At 45.6% G+C, this 15,202-nt stretch carries 10 protein-coding genes; 6 read left to right on the top strand and 4 right to left on the bottom strand.

Annotated elements, in window-relative coordinates; genetic code table 11:
- Positions 1-113 precede the first annotated feature (113 nt).
- Complete coding sequence (locus BLS64_RS00890; RefSeq protein ID WP_093110813.1) at positions 114-2,756, top strand: DUF5916 domain-containing protein; 2,643 nt, start codon at positions 114-116, stop codon at positions 2,754-2,756.
- Between the two features lie 139 nt (positions 2,757-2,895).
- Here BLS64_RS00890 and polA read toward each other — a convergent pair whose 3' ends face one another.
- Both polA and BLS64_RS00880 read right to left on the bottom strand, forming a co-directional pair.
- Complete coding sequence (polA, locus tag BLS64_RS00885; RefSeq protein ID WP_093112209.1) at positions 2,896-5,721, bottom strand: DNA polymerase I; 2,826 nt, start codon at positions 5,719-5,721, stop codon at positions 2,896-2,898.
- A gap of 76 nt (positions 5,722-5,797) precedes the next feature.
- Complete coding sequence (locus BLS64_RS00880) at positions 5,798-6,769, bottom strand: N(4)-(beta-N-acetylglucosaminyl)-L-asparaginase (RefSeq protein WP_093110811.1); 972 nt, start codon at positions 6,767-6,769, stop codon at positions 5,798-5,800.
- Between the two features lie 166 nt (positions 6,770-6,935).
- On the opposite strand from BLS64_RS00880, the gene BLS64_RS00875 reads away from it, so the two are divergent.
- The 5 genes from BLS64_RS00875 to BLS64_RS00855 all read left to right on the top strand — a co-directional run bounded on the left by BLS64_RS00875 (position 6,936) and on the right by BLS64_RS00855 (position 10,615).
- On the top strand, positions 6,936-8,159 hold the full coding sequence (locus tag BLS64_RS00875; RefSeq protein WP_093110809.1) for a metallophosphoesterase: 1,224 nt from the start codon (positions 6,936-6,938) through the stop codon (positions 8,157-8,159).
- 87 nt (positions 8,160-8,246) lie between these two features.
- Positions 8,247-8,543 carry a thioredoxin family protein gene (locus BLS64_RS00870; RefSeq protein WP_093110807.1) on the top strand — a complete coding sequence of 99 codons (297 nt, stop codon included), beginning with the start codon at positions 8,247-8,249 and terminating at the stop codon, positions 8,541-8,543.
- 53 nt (positions 8,544-8,596) lie between these two features.
- Positions 8,597-9,781, top strand: a complete 1,185-nt coding sequence (locus BLS64_RS00865; protein WP_093110805.1) for a hypothetical protein — start codon at positions 8,597-8,599, stop codon at positions 9,779-9,781.
- A 133-nt stretch (positions 9,782-9,914) separates the two neighbouring features.
- A complete protein-coding gene (locus BLS64_RS00860; protein ID WP_093110803.1) occupies positions 9,915-10,124 on the top strand; it encodes a hypothetical protein in 210 nt (69 codons plus the stop codon).
- A gap of 122 nt (positions 10,125-10,246) precedes the next feature.
- Positions 10,247-10,615, top strand: coding sequence for a YegP family protein (locus BLS64_RS00855; protein ID WP_093110801.1), 369 nt, complete (start codon positions 10,247-10,249; stop codon positions 10,613-10,615).
- Positions 10,616-11,041: 426 nt separating this feature from the next.
- Here BLS64_RS00855 and BLS64_RS00845 read toward each other — a convergent pair whose 3' ends face one another.
- Positions 11,042-11,692, bottom strand: coding sequence for a polysaccharide deacetylase family protein (locus BLS64_RS00845; protein ID WP_093110797.1), 651 nt, complete (start codon positions 11,690-11,692; stop codon positions 11,042-11,044).
- A 51-nt stretch (positions 11,693-11,743) separates the two neighbouring features.
- A complete protein-coding gene (locus BLS64_RS00840) occupies positions 11,744-15,013 on the bottom strand; it encodes a protein O-mannosyl-transferase family (RefSeq protein WP_093110795.1) in 3,270 nt (1,089 codons plus the stop codon).
- Between the last annotated feature and the right edge of the window lie 189 nt (positions 15,014-15,202).

The raw sequence follows: 15,202 nt of genomic DNA, 5'->3' as shown, positions 1-15,202 counted from the left end.
TTTTTTCTCAGCAGAAGGGAGGTATCTTGAATTTATTTTGAAAAAAATCTCTTTTTTCTGTCACAAACTGTAGTTTTGGTAGTCTCTTAAAGACAACCATCAGAAAACGAGCAATGAATTTTTTTCGAATTACACCTTTTCTTTTAGCTTTTTCGTTCTTCAGTTTGCAAGGCTTTTCACAGGCCAGTATTGAGCCTAAACTTGATGTGAGCTTTGCAAAAAGGACATATACCACAGCATCTGTAGAAGGAAAGGAAGCTATAGAGATAGATGGTCATTTAAATGACCCTGCCTGGAATGCGGTAGAATGGACGTCGAACTATGTTGAATTTGAACCCGACAATAGTACCCCGCCCAGCCAGCAGACCATGATGAAGATCGCGTATGATGACAAGAACCTGTACGTGGCCTTCCGTTGTTATGAGCCCGATCCCGAAAATATCGTCCGGAGAATGGGCCGCAGGGATGACTTCCCCGGCGATTGGGTGGAGCTGAACATTGACAGTTACAATGACGATCGCACCGCCTTTTCTTTCACAATTTCTGCAAGCGGAGTAAAGGGTGATGAATTCGTTTCCAATAATGGCAATTTCGATCCCAGCTGGAATCCCATCTGGTATTTAAAAACCAATATTGACAACCAGGGCTGGACGGCAGAAGTGAAGATCCCTTTGAGTCAGTTAAGGTTCGGTAATGAGGAGGAACAGGTGTGGGGCATCCAGTCTACCCGCCGGTATTTCAATAACGAAGAACGTTCTACCTGGCAGCCGGTGCCCGCCAATCCAACGGGTTGGGTGAGTTCCTTTGGAGAGCTTAAGGGATTAAAAGGGCTCAAACCTCAAAAGCAGCTGGAGATTCAGCCATACACGGTTGGTCGTTATAATTCCTATGAAGAGGAAAAAGGAAATCCGTTTCGTGATGGCCGCGATGGGAATCTTACTGCCGGACTTGACGCGAAGATCGGGATCACCAACGATCTTACGGTAGATCTTACCATCAACCCCGATTTTGGACAGGTAGATGCCGATCCCGGCGCCGTTTCCCTGGATGGCTTTGAAATCTTCTTTGAAGAGAGAAGGCCATTCTTTGTGGAGAACAAAAGTGTTTTCAATTATAATTTTACAGGCAGCCAGGATAATCTTTTCTTCTCAAGAAGAATAGGCCGCACCCCGCAGGGAAGTGCATATAGCCCGAATACCGCTTACGTTGATCAGCCGAACAATACCACCATTTTGGGTGCGGCAAAATTCAGCGGAAAAACAGAAGATGGGTGGACTGTTGGTGTACTGGAATCGGTTACTGCAAGGGAATATGCAGAGGTGGTGACTGCCGACGGAACTGAAACCGAAAGGCTGGTGGAGCCGCTTACCAATTACGTGGTGGGCCGCGTGCAAAAAGATTTCAACGATAAGAACAGTTATTTAGGCGGAATCATTACCGCGGTGAACAGGAACATGGAAGATGAAGTTTCTTTTTTGCACACCCGGGCCTATTCCGGCGGACTTGATTTCAAGCACAGTTGGAAAGACCGCAAATATTACTTGATGGGTAGTGGAGTGATGAGCAGGGTAGAAGGAAGTGAAGAAGCTATTTTGAGTACCCAGAATTCCATAGTGCACCTTTTCCAGCGGGTGGATGCCGAGCATGTGGAGACAGATGCTTCCAGGAATTCATTGACCGGAACAGGAGGTCGCCTGGAGTTTGGAAAGGGCGGGGGTGACTGGCAGTACCAGGTAGGCGGCAACTGGCTTTCCCCGGAGCTGGAGATCAATGATATCGGGTTTTTGCGGCAAGCTGACAATATCAAGCAATATCTAAATGTGAGAAGGCAATTCAATAAACCCACCAGCTGGTTCCGGAAAGCAGTTTTAGGCTTGAACCAGTCCACTGCGTTCGATTTCGAAGGCAACTACAACAGGACGCAGTATGAGGTGGTAGGTTTTATTAATTACAAGAACAACTGGTGGAGCGAAGGCGGGGCTGCGCACAAACCGCGCATCTTTGTCAATACCTTTTTACGTGGCGGGCCGCGTTGGAGATATAATGAAGAAAACTATTTCTTTATTTTCTCCGGAAGTGATCAGCGAAAGAAGCTGGCCACGAAATTCGGATGGGTTCATTCTGAAGGAAAACAGAACAGCTTTAGCCTTGACAGGTTCGAGGCCGGCCTAAAGTACCAGCCGCTCAATTCCCTGAGTCTGTCACTGGAGCTTGAATACGCGACCAATCCGAGCAAGACCCAATATGTTGCCGAACGTTCTTTTAATAACTCTGCCCGATATATTCTCGGTGCGATAGACCAGGAAACCCTGAGCGCTACCTTAAGATTGAATTACAACATCAATCCCGATCTGACCATTCAGTATTACGGGCAACCGTACATTTTCAAGGCCGATTATTCAAACCTGAATTATGTTGTAGACGCGACCGCCGAGGATATCGATCAGCGTGTACGTTGGTATGATGAACCACAGGTGAGTTTTGCGAACAATACTTACTTGATCGATGAGAACCGTGATAATGTGACCGACTACAGCGTTTCAAATCCAGATTTTGCCTTTGTGCAGTACCGTTCCAACCTGGTGGCCAGGTGGGAATACATTCCGGGATCTGAGATCTACCTGGTGTGGTCGCAGGGGATCAACGGCATGGGAGATGTCAACGACAACTTCAGCGGGATCGTGGATAGTCAGTTGTTGCGACAGAAACCGCAGAACACCTTTTTGATCAAAGCGACCTACCGTTTTCTTCTATAATTATTTGACCGATTAATGTATAAAGGCTCCTGCTAAACCGGCAGGAGCCTTTTTTATTCTGAAATAAAAGAAACCTCACAGATTTCTGTATCCTGTAAGGTTTGGGCTAACTTCTAAGATATAACGTCTAACGTCTCACCTAATGTGCTTCCAGCCAGTTCATACCTGTTCCCATATCTACATCTAGCGGCACATCCATGATGAACGCGCTTTCCATTTCTGATCTTACCAGTTTTTTGACTTCCTCCAGTTCGGGTTTGTAAACATCAAAGACAAGTTCATCGTGAACCTGCAGCAGCATTTTTGTTTTGAAATTTTCCGCTTTCAGCCTTCTGTGAATGTTGATCATGGCCAGTTTGATGATATCGGCTGCGCTTCCCTGGATAGGAGCGTTCACAGCATTTCTTTCGGCGGCGCCTCTAACCACCGCGTTCTGGGAATTGATGTCGCGCAGATAACGCCGTCTTCCTAAAATGGTTTGCACGTAACCGTGTTCTCGGGCATAATCTATTTGTTCGCTGATGTAATTCCGAAGTTTCGGGTAGGTCTTATAATAGGTGTCAATAAGGTCTTTCGCCTCACCTCTTGAAAGGTTGGTCTGGTTGCTCAGTCCAAAAGCGGAAACCCCGTACACTATTCCGAAATTGACTGTTTTGGCGTTGCTGCGCTGTTCACGGGTCACTTCTTCCATAGGCACTCCAAAGACTTTGGCGGCCGTGGAGGTGTGAATGTCCTGCCCGTCCTTAAAAGCCTGGATCATGTTGTCTTCCTTGCTCAGCGAAGCGATGATGCGCAGTTCTATCTGGGAATAATCGGCAGCCAGCAACACATGTTCTTCATCCCGGGGTACGAAGGCTTTTCTTACCTGTCTTCCCCTTTCTGTCCTGATAGGAATGTTCTGCAAATTTGGATTGTTGGAGCTCAACCTTCCGGTAGCGGCAACGGTTTGCATGTATTCGGTATGAACGCGGCCGGTGCTTTCCTCTACCTGCAGGGGCAATGCGTCTATGTACGTGTTTTTCAGTTTAACCAGCCCGCGGTAATCCATTACCTGTTGTACGATCTTGTGGTTAGGAGCCAGGGCAGAGAGGATGTCCTCTCCCGTGGAATACTGTCCGGTCTTTGTCTTTTTTGGTTTTTCAACCAGTTTTAATTTCTCAAAAAGGATGATTCCCAGCTGTTTTGGAGAACCAATGTTGAACTCTTCCCCCGCTGTCTCGTAAATGTCCTTTTCAAGGTTCTTTATGTCGTTCTCCAGTTCTTCGGAAAGGCTGCTCAGGAACTCCTTATCCAGCCTGATGCCTTCCAGTTCCATGTCTGCCAGTACTTTTACCAGCGGGATCTCGATCTCATTGAACAATTTTTCGGTGTTGGCCTCCTTGAGCTCAGGGGCGAATTTTTGTTTTAACTGAAGGATGACATCGGCATCTTCTACACTGAATTCTGTTTGCTCTTCCAGCGGAATGTCCCTCATTGATTTCCGGTTCTTGCCTTTTCCCAGCAATTCTTCCACGAACACAGGAGTGTAATTCAGGTAGGTTTCTGAAAGTACGTCCAGCCCGTGACGCATATCCGGATTGATAAGATAGTGAGCCAACATGGTGTCAAAGAGCGGACCTTTGAATTCCACGCCATATTTTGCCAGGACCTTAATATCGTTTTTCAGGTTTTGGCCTACTTTTTCAATGTCTTCTGCGGCAAAGAAAGGCTTGAGCTCATCCATTAACTGTTGTGCCTCTGCTTTATCTTCGGAAAAGGGCAGGTAAAAACCTTTTCCCGCCTCCCAGGAAAACGCGATCCCTATTACTTCCGCAGTGATGGGGTCAAGATCTGTGGTGGTCACTTCAAGGCACACGCATTTTTGTTTCATCAAATTCTGAAGGAACAGCTGCATGGCCATGCCGGCCTCTACGCTTTGGTAAACATGTGCCGCCTCTTTTATGGTCCTTCTTCCTGAAACAGCTTCCAAATTCTGACCCTCTTCTCCGCCAAAAAGAGAGAACTGGCCTGCGCCTGCGTTTTGTGCCTGGGCTTTGGCTGTTGGAGAATTGGTCACTTGCGTAGGAGAGGCTGTTTCCTCACCCGAAAATAGCTTCAGGAACTGGTCCTTCAGCCTTCTGAATTCCAGTTCTTCAAAGATCTCCTGTACCTTTTCAGAATCGGGCATGGAAAGCTCATAATCTTCTGCGTGAAACTGCACATTGCAATCGGTCATGATGGCTGCCAGTTTCTTGGAAATAAGTCCCAACTCGGCATTGGCTTCCACCTTCTCGCGCATTTTTCCTTTCAGCTGGTCTGTATTGGCCAGAAGCGCTTCCATACTTCCGAACTGCTTCAGGAATTTCTTGGCGGTCTTTTCACCCACTCCCGGTAATCCCGGGATATTATCAACAGCATCGCCCATCATTCCGAGGAAATCGATCACCTGCTCGGGCCTTTCTACCTCGAACTTTTTCTGAACTTCGGGGATTCCCCAGATCTCGATCCCGTTACCCATTCGGGCAGGTCGGTACATGAAAATATTTTCGGTCACCAGTTGGGCAAAGTCCTTATCTGGGGTGACCATGAATACCTTGTAGCCTTCTTTTTCTGCCTGTTTGGCAAGGGTGCCAATGATATCATCGGCCTCGCAGCCGGGAAGCACCACCACGGGAATGTGCATGGCCTTCAAAATGTTCTGGATGTATGGAATGGCCTGTAAAATAGGCTCCGGCGTGGCATCTCTGTGGGCCTTGTAAGCCTCGAACATCTCGGTGCGGGCGTCGCTTCCTTCCTTGTCAAAACACACGGCAAGGTGGTCCGGTTTCTCCCGGCGTATCACATCAAAAAGGGAATTGGTGAACCCCATGATCGCAGAGGTGTCCAGTCCTTTAGAGTTGATACGTGGATTTTTGATGAACGCATAATATCCGCGGAAGATCAGGGCATATGCATCAAGTAGAAAGAGTCGCTTTTGTTCGGCCATTTTGGTGTTTTTGATAATTCCCAAAACTACAAAGTTATTGCCAAAAAAAGGGGATTGGCTTTGGGAAACTCATCTGCTAAAAATAGTATGCGCTTTTGAAATTTTCATTTTTGCCGTCCCTGTATTTCATGTAACTAAAGCCTTGCTGAATGCAATAGGAGCCTACCTCACCTTCCTTGTTTAGAGCGATGAATGCGGCCTGGAAATCTTTATAGTTCGGGTTCTGTTTGATGATCCTCGCTATAGCTTCTTCGCAGGCTTTCTGCGGCGTTCTTCCCTGCCGCATAAGTTCTACAATAAGAAAACTGCCCACACTCTTCAAGATTGCTTCACCCATACCGGTCGCTACAGCGCCGCCCACTTCGTTGTCCAGGAAAAGTCCTGACCCAATGATAGGAGAATCGCCCACCCGGCCGTTCATTTTGTAAGAGAGTCCGGAGCTGGTGCAGGCTCCGGCAATGTCTCCTTCTTGATCCATGCACAACATCCCAATGGTGTCGTGGTTCTCAATGTTTATGATAGGTTTGTATTCCTTTTTCTTGAGCCACTCTTTATAAGCTGCTTTTGAAGCATCTGTCAAAAGTTCTTCTTTTTCAAAGCCCTGTGACCGGGCAAATTGATCGGCGCCTTCCCCGGCCAGAATAACATGCGGGGTTTCTTCCATCACTTTACGAGCGACAGAAACCGCGTGGGTATTATTCTTGAGGTAAACCACCGCGCCGGCATCTCCTTCCGGATTCATGATGCAGGCATCAAGAGTGACACTTCCTTCCCTGTCAGGCGCGCCTCCTTTCCCGACAGTGGTGTTCCTGATGTCGGCCTCTTCCACCATCACGCCCTGTTCAACCGCATCAAGCGCAGTAGCGCCCGCAGCGAGCATTTCTCCAGCTTTTTTACTGGCATTGGGAAAATTCCAGGTGGCAATGGTAACAGGATTGAATTTCATGACAGAGGCTTTTATGGGAGTTGAAAATAGGCTGAGAGGCGAGAAGGCGGTGAGGCCTGCACTGCCTAAAGCGGCATTCCTGATAAATTTTCTTCTTTTCATGCCCTAAAATAAGAATTCTTCTGAAGCTGCCACTATTGGGTTTGGCCTTATTATTGTTCAAAAGATTCGACTGAAATAAAGGGTGGTTATGGAGCTATTAATTTAAACCACCTAAAAACAATTTAATAAACCTTCTTCCGAATTATCTTCGGCAAAAAATTTGCCCATGCGCTGGATCATTTTTGTAGCTATTTATGTTGTTCTGGATATTTATGCCTACCAGGCTTTTAAAACAATTACCCGGCATTCCTGGATCTACTATATCTACCTTTTCTTTTCGTTGCTGGCGCTGGGAAACCTACTGTACCAGTTCAACGGACCGGGAAATGAAGGATGGTCTGGCGCGAGAAGTTATTCGGTAGGTTTCTTTCTTGCCTTTTTTGTGCCAAAGCTGCTCATGTTCTTCCTGCTGTTTGGAGAGGATCTGGTAAGGGTCCTGGTGGGTGCAGGTAAAAAGCTGGCGCAGTCCAACAAAGATTTTTCCATTCCCGGTAGGCGAAAGTTCATCAGTCAGATCGCTCTTGGCCTTGCTGCCATTCCGTTCGCTTCTTTGCTCTACGGAATGTACCAGGGAAGGTATAACTATAAAGTGCTTAAATATGTGCTTTACTTCGACGACCTGCCAGATGCTTTTGACAAATACCGAATTACCCAGATAAGCGATATTCACAGCGGAAGCTTTGACAATCCCGAAAAGATCAAATACGGCATAGATCTTATTAATGAACAGGAAAGCGATGTGATCACCTTTACAGGGGACCTGGTGAATAACAAGGCTTCAGAAATGGATGATTGGAAAGGAATTTTTTCGCAGTTAAAAGCTCAAGATGGGGTGTATTCAGTTCTGGGAAATCACGATTATGGCGATTATGTGAACTGGGAATCTTCCGAAGCCAAAAAGGAAAACCTCGATGCGCTAAAAAAGGTACATGCCGATATGGGCTGGAACCTGTTGCTCAACGAGCACCGGTACCTGGAAAAGGACGGACAGCGTATTGCCTTAGTTGGAGTTGAGAACTGGGGGATAGGCGGTTTTAAAAAAGCCGGAGATCTTGATAAGGCTGCTGCAAGTCTGCAGGCTGAAGATTTTAAAGTGCTGCTTTCTCATGACCCTTCGTATTGGCAGGAAAGGATCAAGAAAGATGAAAAACATTACCACCTCACTTTGAGCGGACATACGCACGGAATGCAGTTTGGTATTGAAATACCCGGGTGGTTCAAATGGAGCCCGGTTCAATACCGCTACGAAAACTGGGCGGGTATATACGAGGAATTCGGCAAGTATATCAATGTGAACCGTGGCTTCGGATTTTTAGCATACCCCGGCAGGGTGGGCATCTGGCCTGAGATTTCGGTGATCGAACTTCGCAAAGGGCCTAAACCCGCATAATTCAAAGATTTCACTATATTTGATAGAGGCTGCTGTAGATGGAGTGATTTACAATGGCCTTTTTAGCTCATTTAATACATTGGGTTTATGTCAAAATTTGGTGAATTAATCGATCTGCGCATTCCCATTCTTCTGGAGTTCTATACAGACTGGGATGAAACTTCCGCAGCCATGCATCCGGTGCTTAAGGATGTGGCTGCCGCCATGGGCGACAAAGGCAAAGTGATCAAGATCAACGTTGATAAAAATGCCGAACTGGCTGAAGCTCTCAGGGTGAAAAGCCTGCCTACGCTCATGATCTACAAGTCGGGCGAAATGAGGTGGCGCCAAAGCGGGGAGCAGGATGCCAATACACTTATTGGATTGATGCAGGAGTACATCTAAAAATCAAAGCGCTTTTTTTCTATTTTTGGTACGTACACCAAACCGGTAACACCATGAAAAAAAGCATACTCCTAATCTTCAGTTTTTTGATCCTCACCGCATGCAGCAGTGTGAAGCGCGGGCAGCAGGCCCTCAACAAAGGTAATTATACCGAAGCTATCGCCATTGCCGTTGAGAAACTTCAGAAGGATAAAGACAAAAAAGCCAATCAGGAGCACATTCTTATCCTGGAGGATGCCTTCAAGAAACATACAGAAGCCACAAAGAAACGGATCAGTTTTCTGAAAAAAGCCGGGAATCCCACAAGCAGCCGCGAGATCTACCGGCTGTACCAAGGGCTGCAGCAGGTACAGCAGCAGATTTCTCCTCTTCTACCCCTAAACCTGTACTCAAAGAACAGGGAGGCAAAATTCAAATTCGCAGATTATTCTGAAGATATTATAGCTGCCAGGAACGATTATGCAGATTTCCTTTATGAGGAATCCCGCGGCTTGATGCAGAAGAATGATAAAATGGCTTTCCGCCAGGCGCACCAAAAACTTTCAGAACTGGATCGTCTTTACCCGAATTACAAAGACACCGAACAACTGCTGGAAAAATCTCATTTCTACGGAACCGATTTCGTCTTCGTGGAACTGAAGAATGAAACTCCGCTGGTGATCCCGCAGCGGCTGGAACAGGAACTTCTGGATTTCAATACTTACGGACTGGATGATTTCTGGACCGAGTACCATGCTTCTATGAGCAGTGACCATAAATATGATTTTGCTGTGAATCTCAATTTCAGGGAAATAGTGGTCTCCCCTGAAAGAGTCCTGGAACGTGAAATTCCGCTGGAGGCCGAGGTGTTGGAGAGTTCCTATTACAAAAAGGACCGAAAGGGCGAGTTTGTTCTGGACAGCCTTGGTAATAAGATCAAGATCGAGAACTTCAAAACTGTCAAAGGGGTTCTATATAAAACCATCCAGACCAAAACTCTTGCCCTGCAGGGGGAAGTGGATTACATAGACCTTCACCAGGACAGGCTGCTTAATAGCTATCCTTTGGGAACAGAGTTTATCTTTGAAAACGTGTTTGCATCTTTTAAAGGCGACGAGCGGCTTTTGAACAAGGAGGATAAGCTGCTTCTTCAAAATCGCTTTGTTCCTTTTCCAACCACTGAGCAGATGCTGGTGGATGCTTCCGAAGAGCTCAAAGGACGGCTAGGTCCTATCCTGAAAAGGAACAGGTTGAGGTAGCTATAAATGAGCTTCTTTGGCAGAAACCTATATGTATGGTTAAATTTTCTACGGAAAGTGCATAATAAATGTTAATGCTGCGTGGGAATTATCAGGATTTTCTAATTTTATTTCCCTAACCAAAACATTTGTTATGATCAAGCTTTTGGCATTTATTATGTTGATTGGAGGCGCAATTTCGCTTGTGCTGGGCATTTTGGGAATTTTCGGAAGCGTAGCCCTCATGCTGCATCCCTGGGCGCTCGCCATTATCGGGTTCATATTTTTTATCGCCGGTATTTCCATGCTGAAATATCGCCGCGATACTGATGAAGTTGCGGCCGACAATAACAGGAGGCAATAAATCGATTGTTGGCTGGTCTTTTCCCCAGATCTTCTGTTCTTGATAACTTTTCAAAGTGGGGAGGGGTTTTCATTTTCTGCTTTTTTTAGATTTGCACCCTGTCAAAAATTTCAGGGGTATCTATGAGTGCATTCGTGATAAGTAAACGATCTAACGAAAATTTTAAATTCACTTTCGCCAATCGTAGGGGAAAGACCATCTTTACCAGCATCGCGTGCAAAGAAAAATCAGATTGTGAGTTGATCATTTCCACGCTGCAAAACGACCTGGAATCCTTTACCTTCAGAAAAGCCAGAACCGGAAGCGGTAAATACTTTTTCAGGATCACCCGGGGCGGACTCGTTTTGGCTACCAGCAGAAAATTCAGCACCGAAAGGCTGCTTCAAAAAGGAATAGATCAATTTATGAAATACGGATTGTCTGCGGAGACGCTTGATTTTTCTGAAAATGAAGACATTTTTGTCGACGTGGATGCTCTTGCAGAAGATTAAACAGCAGCATTATTTAAGGATCTGTCTCTAAAGCAACCTCAGGATATTTTAGGAGAAGTACTCAATCCTTTCTTTGTTGCTTAATATCCTGGTCTATTTGGTCCAACTTTTCCATGATCTTAATGTTAAGTCTCGTGTTTTTGTAATTCATCAGGATTAATTTAATTGAAACCAGTAACACACCTGCTTCCAAAAGCAAATCATGAGTAAAACCCTTGGTAAATAAAGCTAGTGTGAACAGCAAAAAAGTCACGATAATTACTATCAGGTCTGCAGTTGAAAGATACCTTCTCATAGGTTAAGGATTTTATTGCCTCTTTTGAATCTCCAGATAGTCTCAAAAAGCTATCTAATTTAAGGAAATAATCCCAATCTATGTTGTTGTATGTTAGCTTTTTAGGAGCGATAAATATCCTTAAATAAACCTTATTTCAGCTTGTTAAAACTATAGCCTTCCCGGCTGAAATGCTTCAGGATCTTTGGCAGGGCATACCTCAAATTCTTTTCGGCCTTTAAGCTATCGTGGAATACAATGATGCTGCCGCTTTTGGCATAGTACGCGACTCTCCTGTAGCATTTTTCAGCTGAAAGATTAGAGTCATAATCCATGCTGATGATGTCCCACATCACGATCTTATAGCCAAGCTTTTCAAGGGCTTGTGCCTGCCTGCTTTTGATCCGGCCATAAGGGGGGCGAAAAAACTCATTTTTCATCCCTTTTTCTTCGGAAGAAATCTTCTGGATCGAATGCCGCTCCATTACCTGCCGGCATTCTTCGGTGTTTTGAAGATATTTTTCTACAGAGGTTTTCCAGCCGTTGAGGTGGTTGAAAGTATGATTCCCTACTGAATGGCCTTCAGAAATCACCTTTTTATAAATTTCAGGATGTTTTGCGATATTATCGCCAATGCAAAAGAAGGTAGCTTTGGCATTGTATTCTTTCAGCTCTTCCAGCACCCAGGGAGTAACTTCTGGAATGGGCCCGTCGTCAAAGGTGAGGTACAGTTTTTTCCCGTCAGTGGGGCCGCCCCACAGGCGCCGGGGAAAAAGTTTTTTGACAAGCTTTGGCGTCTTCATGCTCTAATAAAAAGAAAGTCCGACTGATAAACAAACGGACTTTCCTGTGTCTTATTCAAGGCTGTCAACCACCTCCTCCGGGATCTGCTCCTCCTGAAGTTGGGATCGTACTTCTTCGGGCGCTTGAGGGCTTCCGTAGAAATGCTGGAACATCTGCAAATACTCATTGAATTCCCTGGCCTTTTCCCGTGCAATTTCCTCCTCGTCATTGATGATGAGCAGGTCTACGAGGCTTCTGTAGCGTTCAATATCAGTGACGATCTCTGTGCCGCGGTTAATTTGCCTTTCCAGGTCGAGAGTGCTGTAATAGTTCAGGTTTTCCTGATATTTTGTAGCTACCTGTTCCCAAAGTTCACGGGCTTTTTCGGTTTTACCCACTTCGTAATAGCCGGTGATGAAAGGCTCTAAAAGTGTGTAATATTCAAAATATTCTACCGGCATTTTTTCCATAGCCAGGTCAAGCACATTTTCGGCCTTTTCCAGCTTTCCTTCCTGTAACAGTGCTTCCACCAGGCGGGCAAGGTTGCTGCGGTAGGTAATGGCATTTTTACGGGTTTCAGGGTCGTGGTAGATATCTGGTGAACCTGAATTGCCCCAGTACCAGTTCATCACAATATCGTACATCTTCTCAGTGTCAATACGGCCCATATCAAATGGATTCTGTGGATTGACAGGCGTATGGATAGGTACCAGCTTGTAAGCTACTCCATCCAGCTGCAGGTAATCTTTCATCCACAGGTAATCGTCATCTCCAAAACTTCCGCCGGTAAAATAAATAGGCCTTTTCCATTCATTGTTAGCAATGATGTCAAGCATTAGAAGCCGGTTCTTATACAAGATGTCACCTTCAAGCTCAATATCTATATGGTCAACGATCTCATCGGCATTTTCAGGGTCCACGATGCCATATTCCAGAACATTTTCCTTGTCCACCGGAATGCGGATGTGCTTGGTAGGGAAGGTATTCACCATTTGTCCGCTCATCAGTTCGGCCTGAGTTCGAGGATCATCGCTGGCGATCCAGTTAAGCCAGTTCTTGATCTGCATAGTGTCTTTGGTTATGGGCTGGAACCAAACGGCATCATTCGTACCGTAGCTGTATTGTTCGTGGACCAGCTGGCCGGGGATGGGATCACTTTCCCACGCCTTTGACTTCATCTGGTCAATGTACCAGTCGGTAGCGAAAAGACTGGTGTTGACGATCCTCACATCTGTACGGTAGCCTTCAATCTGCTGGGCATACCAAAGGGCGAAGGTGTCGTTGTCTCCAATGGTGAATAAAATTGCATTTTCATCAAGACTGTCCAGGTACATTTTTGCCATGGCCAGTGCAGTATATCTTCCGGAACGGTCATGATCATCCCAGTTCTCTGAAGCCAGTATTACCGGTGCTGCCAGTAGAGAGGCGGCAACCACAACAGGTGCCGCGATCTTTGGACTCAAATAATCTTTTACGATCTCGAACAGGGCATATACCCCGAACCCGATCCAAATGGCAAAAACATAGAAGGAGCCTACCAGAGCGTAATCTCTTTCTCTTGGTTCAAAAGGTCTTTCGTTAAGGTATATTTTCAAGGCGATCCCGGTGAACAAGAAAAACACTAACAACACCCAAAAGTTCTTCTTGTCTTTTGTGAACTGGAAGACCAATCCCAGCAGACCAAGAAGGAGAGGCAGGAAGTAATAGGTATTCCTTGCCTTGTTGTTCTTTACATCGCTTGGCAGTTCATCCTGAGAGCCCAGGCGCATTTCATCAATGAATTCAATGCCGCTAAGCCAGTTTCCGTGCTGGTCATTATATTTCCCCTGTATATCATCCTGCCGGCCAACAAAGTTCCACATGAAATAGCGCCAGTACATATATCCTATCTGGTATTCAAAAAGATAATTGATGTTGGAGGCGAAAGAAGGTTTGTCCACGTCAAGATACTGACGGAACTGCTTCAGGAAAGCATCATACTGCTGATTATCGATCTCACCGCGATTATAGCGTTGCCTGAAGTTGTTCACTGCATTGAGCAACTGTTCTTCGCTTTGATATTCTGGTTTTACCGTGAAGTCGATAGGGCCGGTAAAATCCATGTAATTGGCCGCATGTTCTGTACTCCACATACGCGGCAGAATTGCCTTGTGGTCATCATCTGTATTCTGCTTGGCATTTTTGTATTCATTAACGATCACATATTTTCCTTTCTCATAATCCATTTCATATTTTGGCTTGTCGTCAATGTAAGGAGTATCCTCATCAAGTCCGCTGTAGATCTCAGTGAACTGTGGTCCGTAAAAAAGGTGGGTTTCGGGATATTGTTCCCGGTTATAATACGCCAAAAGTTCTCTTGCGTTGCTCGGGTTGTTCTCGTTAATAACCGTATTGGCGTTGGCGCGAATAGGCAGCATCAGCCAGCTTGAAAATCCAATGAAGATGAACAGAATGCATAGCAGCAGGGTGTTAAGCTGGTAAAAATGTTTTTTTCGGGTGTATCTTATTCCATAGTAAAAAGCGGCGATCAACACCAGGGCGGTAAAGATGGTACCGGAATGAAACGGCATTCCCAGGGAGTTCACAAAGAATACTTCCGTGGCCGAGAAAAGGCTCAAACTATACGGCAGCAGCATTTTAAAGATGAACAACAATACGGCCACTACTACCAGGTTGGCGATAATGAAGTTCTTGACCGTAATCTTTGAAAAGTTCTTGAAGTAGTAAAGAAAACCAATGGCCGGAATGGTGAGTAGTCCCATGAAATGCACCCCAAAGGAAAGCCCTATAATCAACGAGATCAAGATGACCCAGCGGTTTCCGCGTGGCGCGAACATATCGCGTTCCCACAAAAGACCGAGGTAAAACAAAACGGACATGAGAAGGGCGGCCATGGCGTAAACTTCAGCTTCAACGGCGTTGAACCAGAAACTGTCGGTGAATGAAAAGGCCAGGGATCCAACCAAAGCACTACCTAAAACCGTCATTTTTTTGGAGGCTGATATTTTTTCAGCAGGCCCTGTGATCTTCAGCAATAACAACACTATCGACCAGAACATGAACAGAATGGTAAAAGCACTGGCAAAGACAGACATGAGGTTGACCATGTAAGCGATCTGGGAAGATTCACCGGCGAAAATAGAAAAGAAGGCGCCCATCATCTGGTAAAGAGGTGCACCGGGCGGATGACCCACTTCAAGTTTTGACGAGGTAGAGATATATTCTCCCGCATCCCAAAAGCTGGCCGTGGGCTCGACTGTTAACCAGTAAGTTGTAAGAGCGATAAGAAAAACCAACCAACCCAGAATTTTATTTAATCTGGTAAAGTTAAGATCTGTCATAAGTGGTGTTATTGAGAACTGTGGCGAATTTAAGAATAAATATAGAATAGGAACGCTTACCGGACAAAAGAACCTGCAGGACAAATTTTGACCCGGCGAATTGCTCTATAATTTTTTTCAGGAGTCAGCATATTTATTTTTTTCTGAAAAACAGGAAGTTGCCCACAGCGCCCTGAAAAGGGATGGAAA

Origin of the sequence: Salinimicrobium catena (assembly GCF_900102915.1) — a bacterium.
GTDB lineage: Bacteria > Bacteroidota > Bacteroidia > Flavobacteriales > Flavobacteriaceae > Salinimicrobium > Salinimicrobium catena.
The sequence above is the reverse complement of the archived record's forward strand: the minus strand, read 5'-3'. Positions and strand labels throughout refer to the sequence as shown.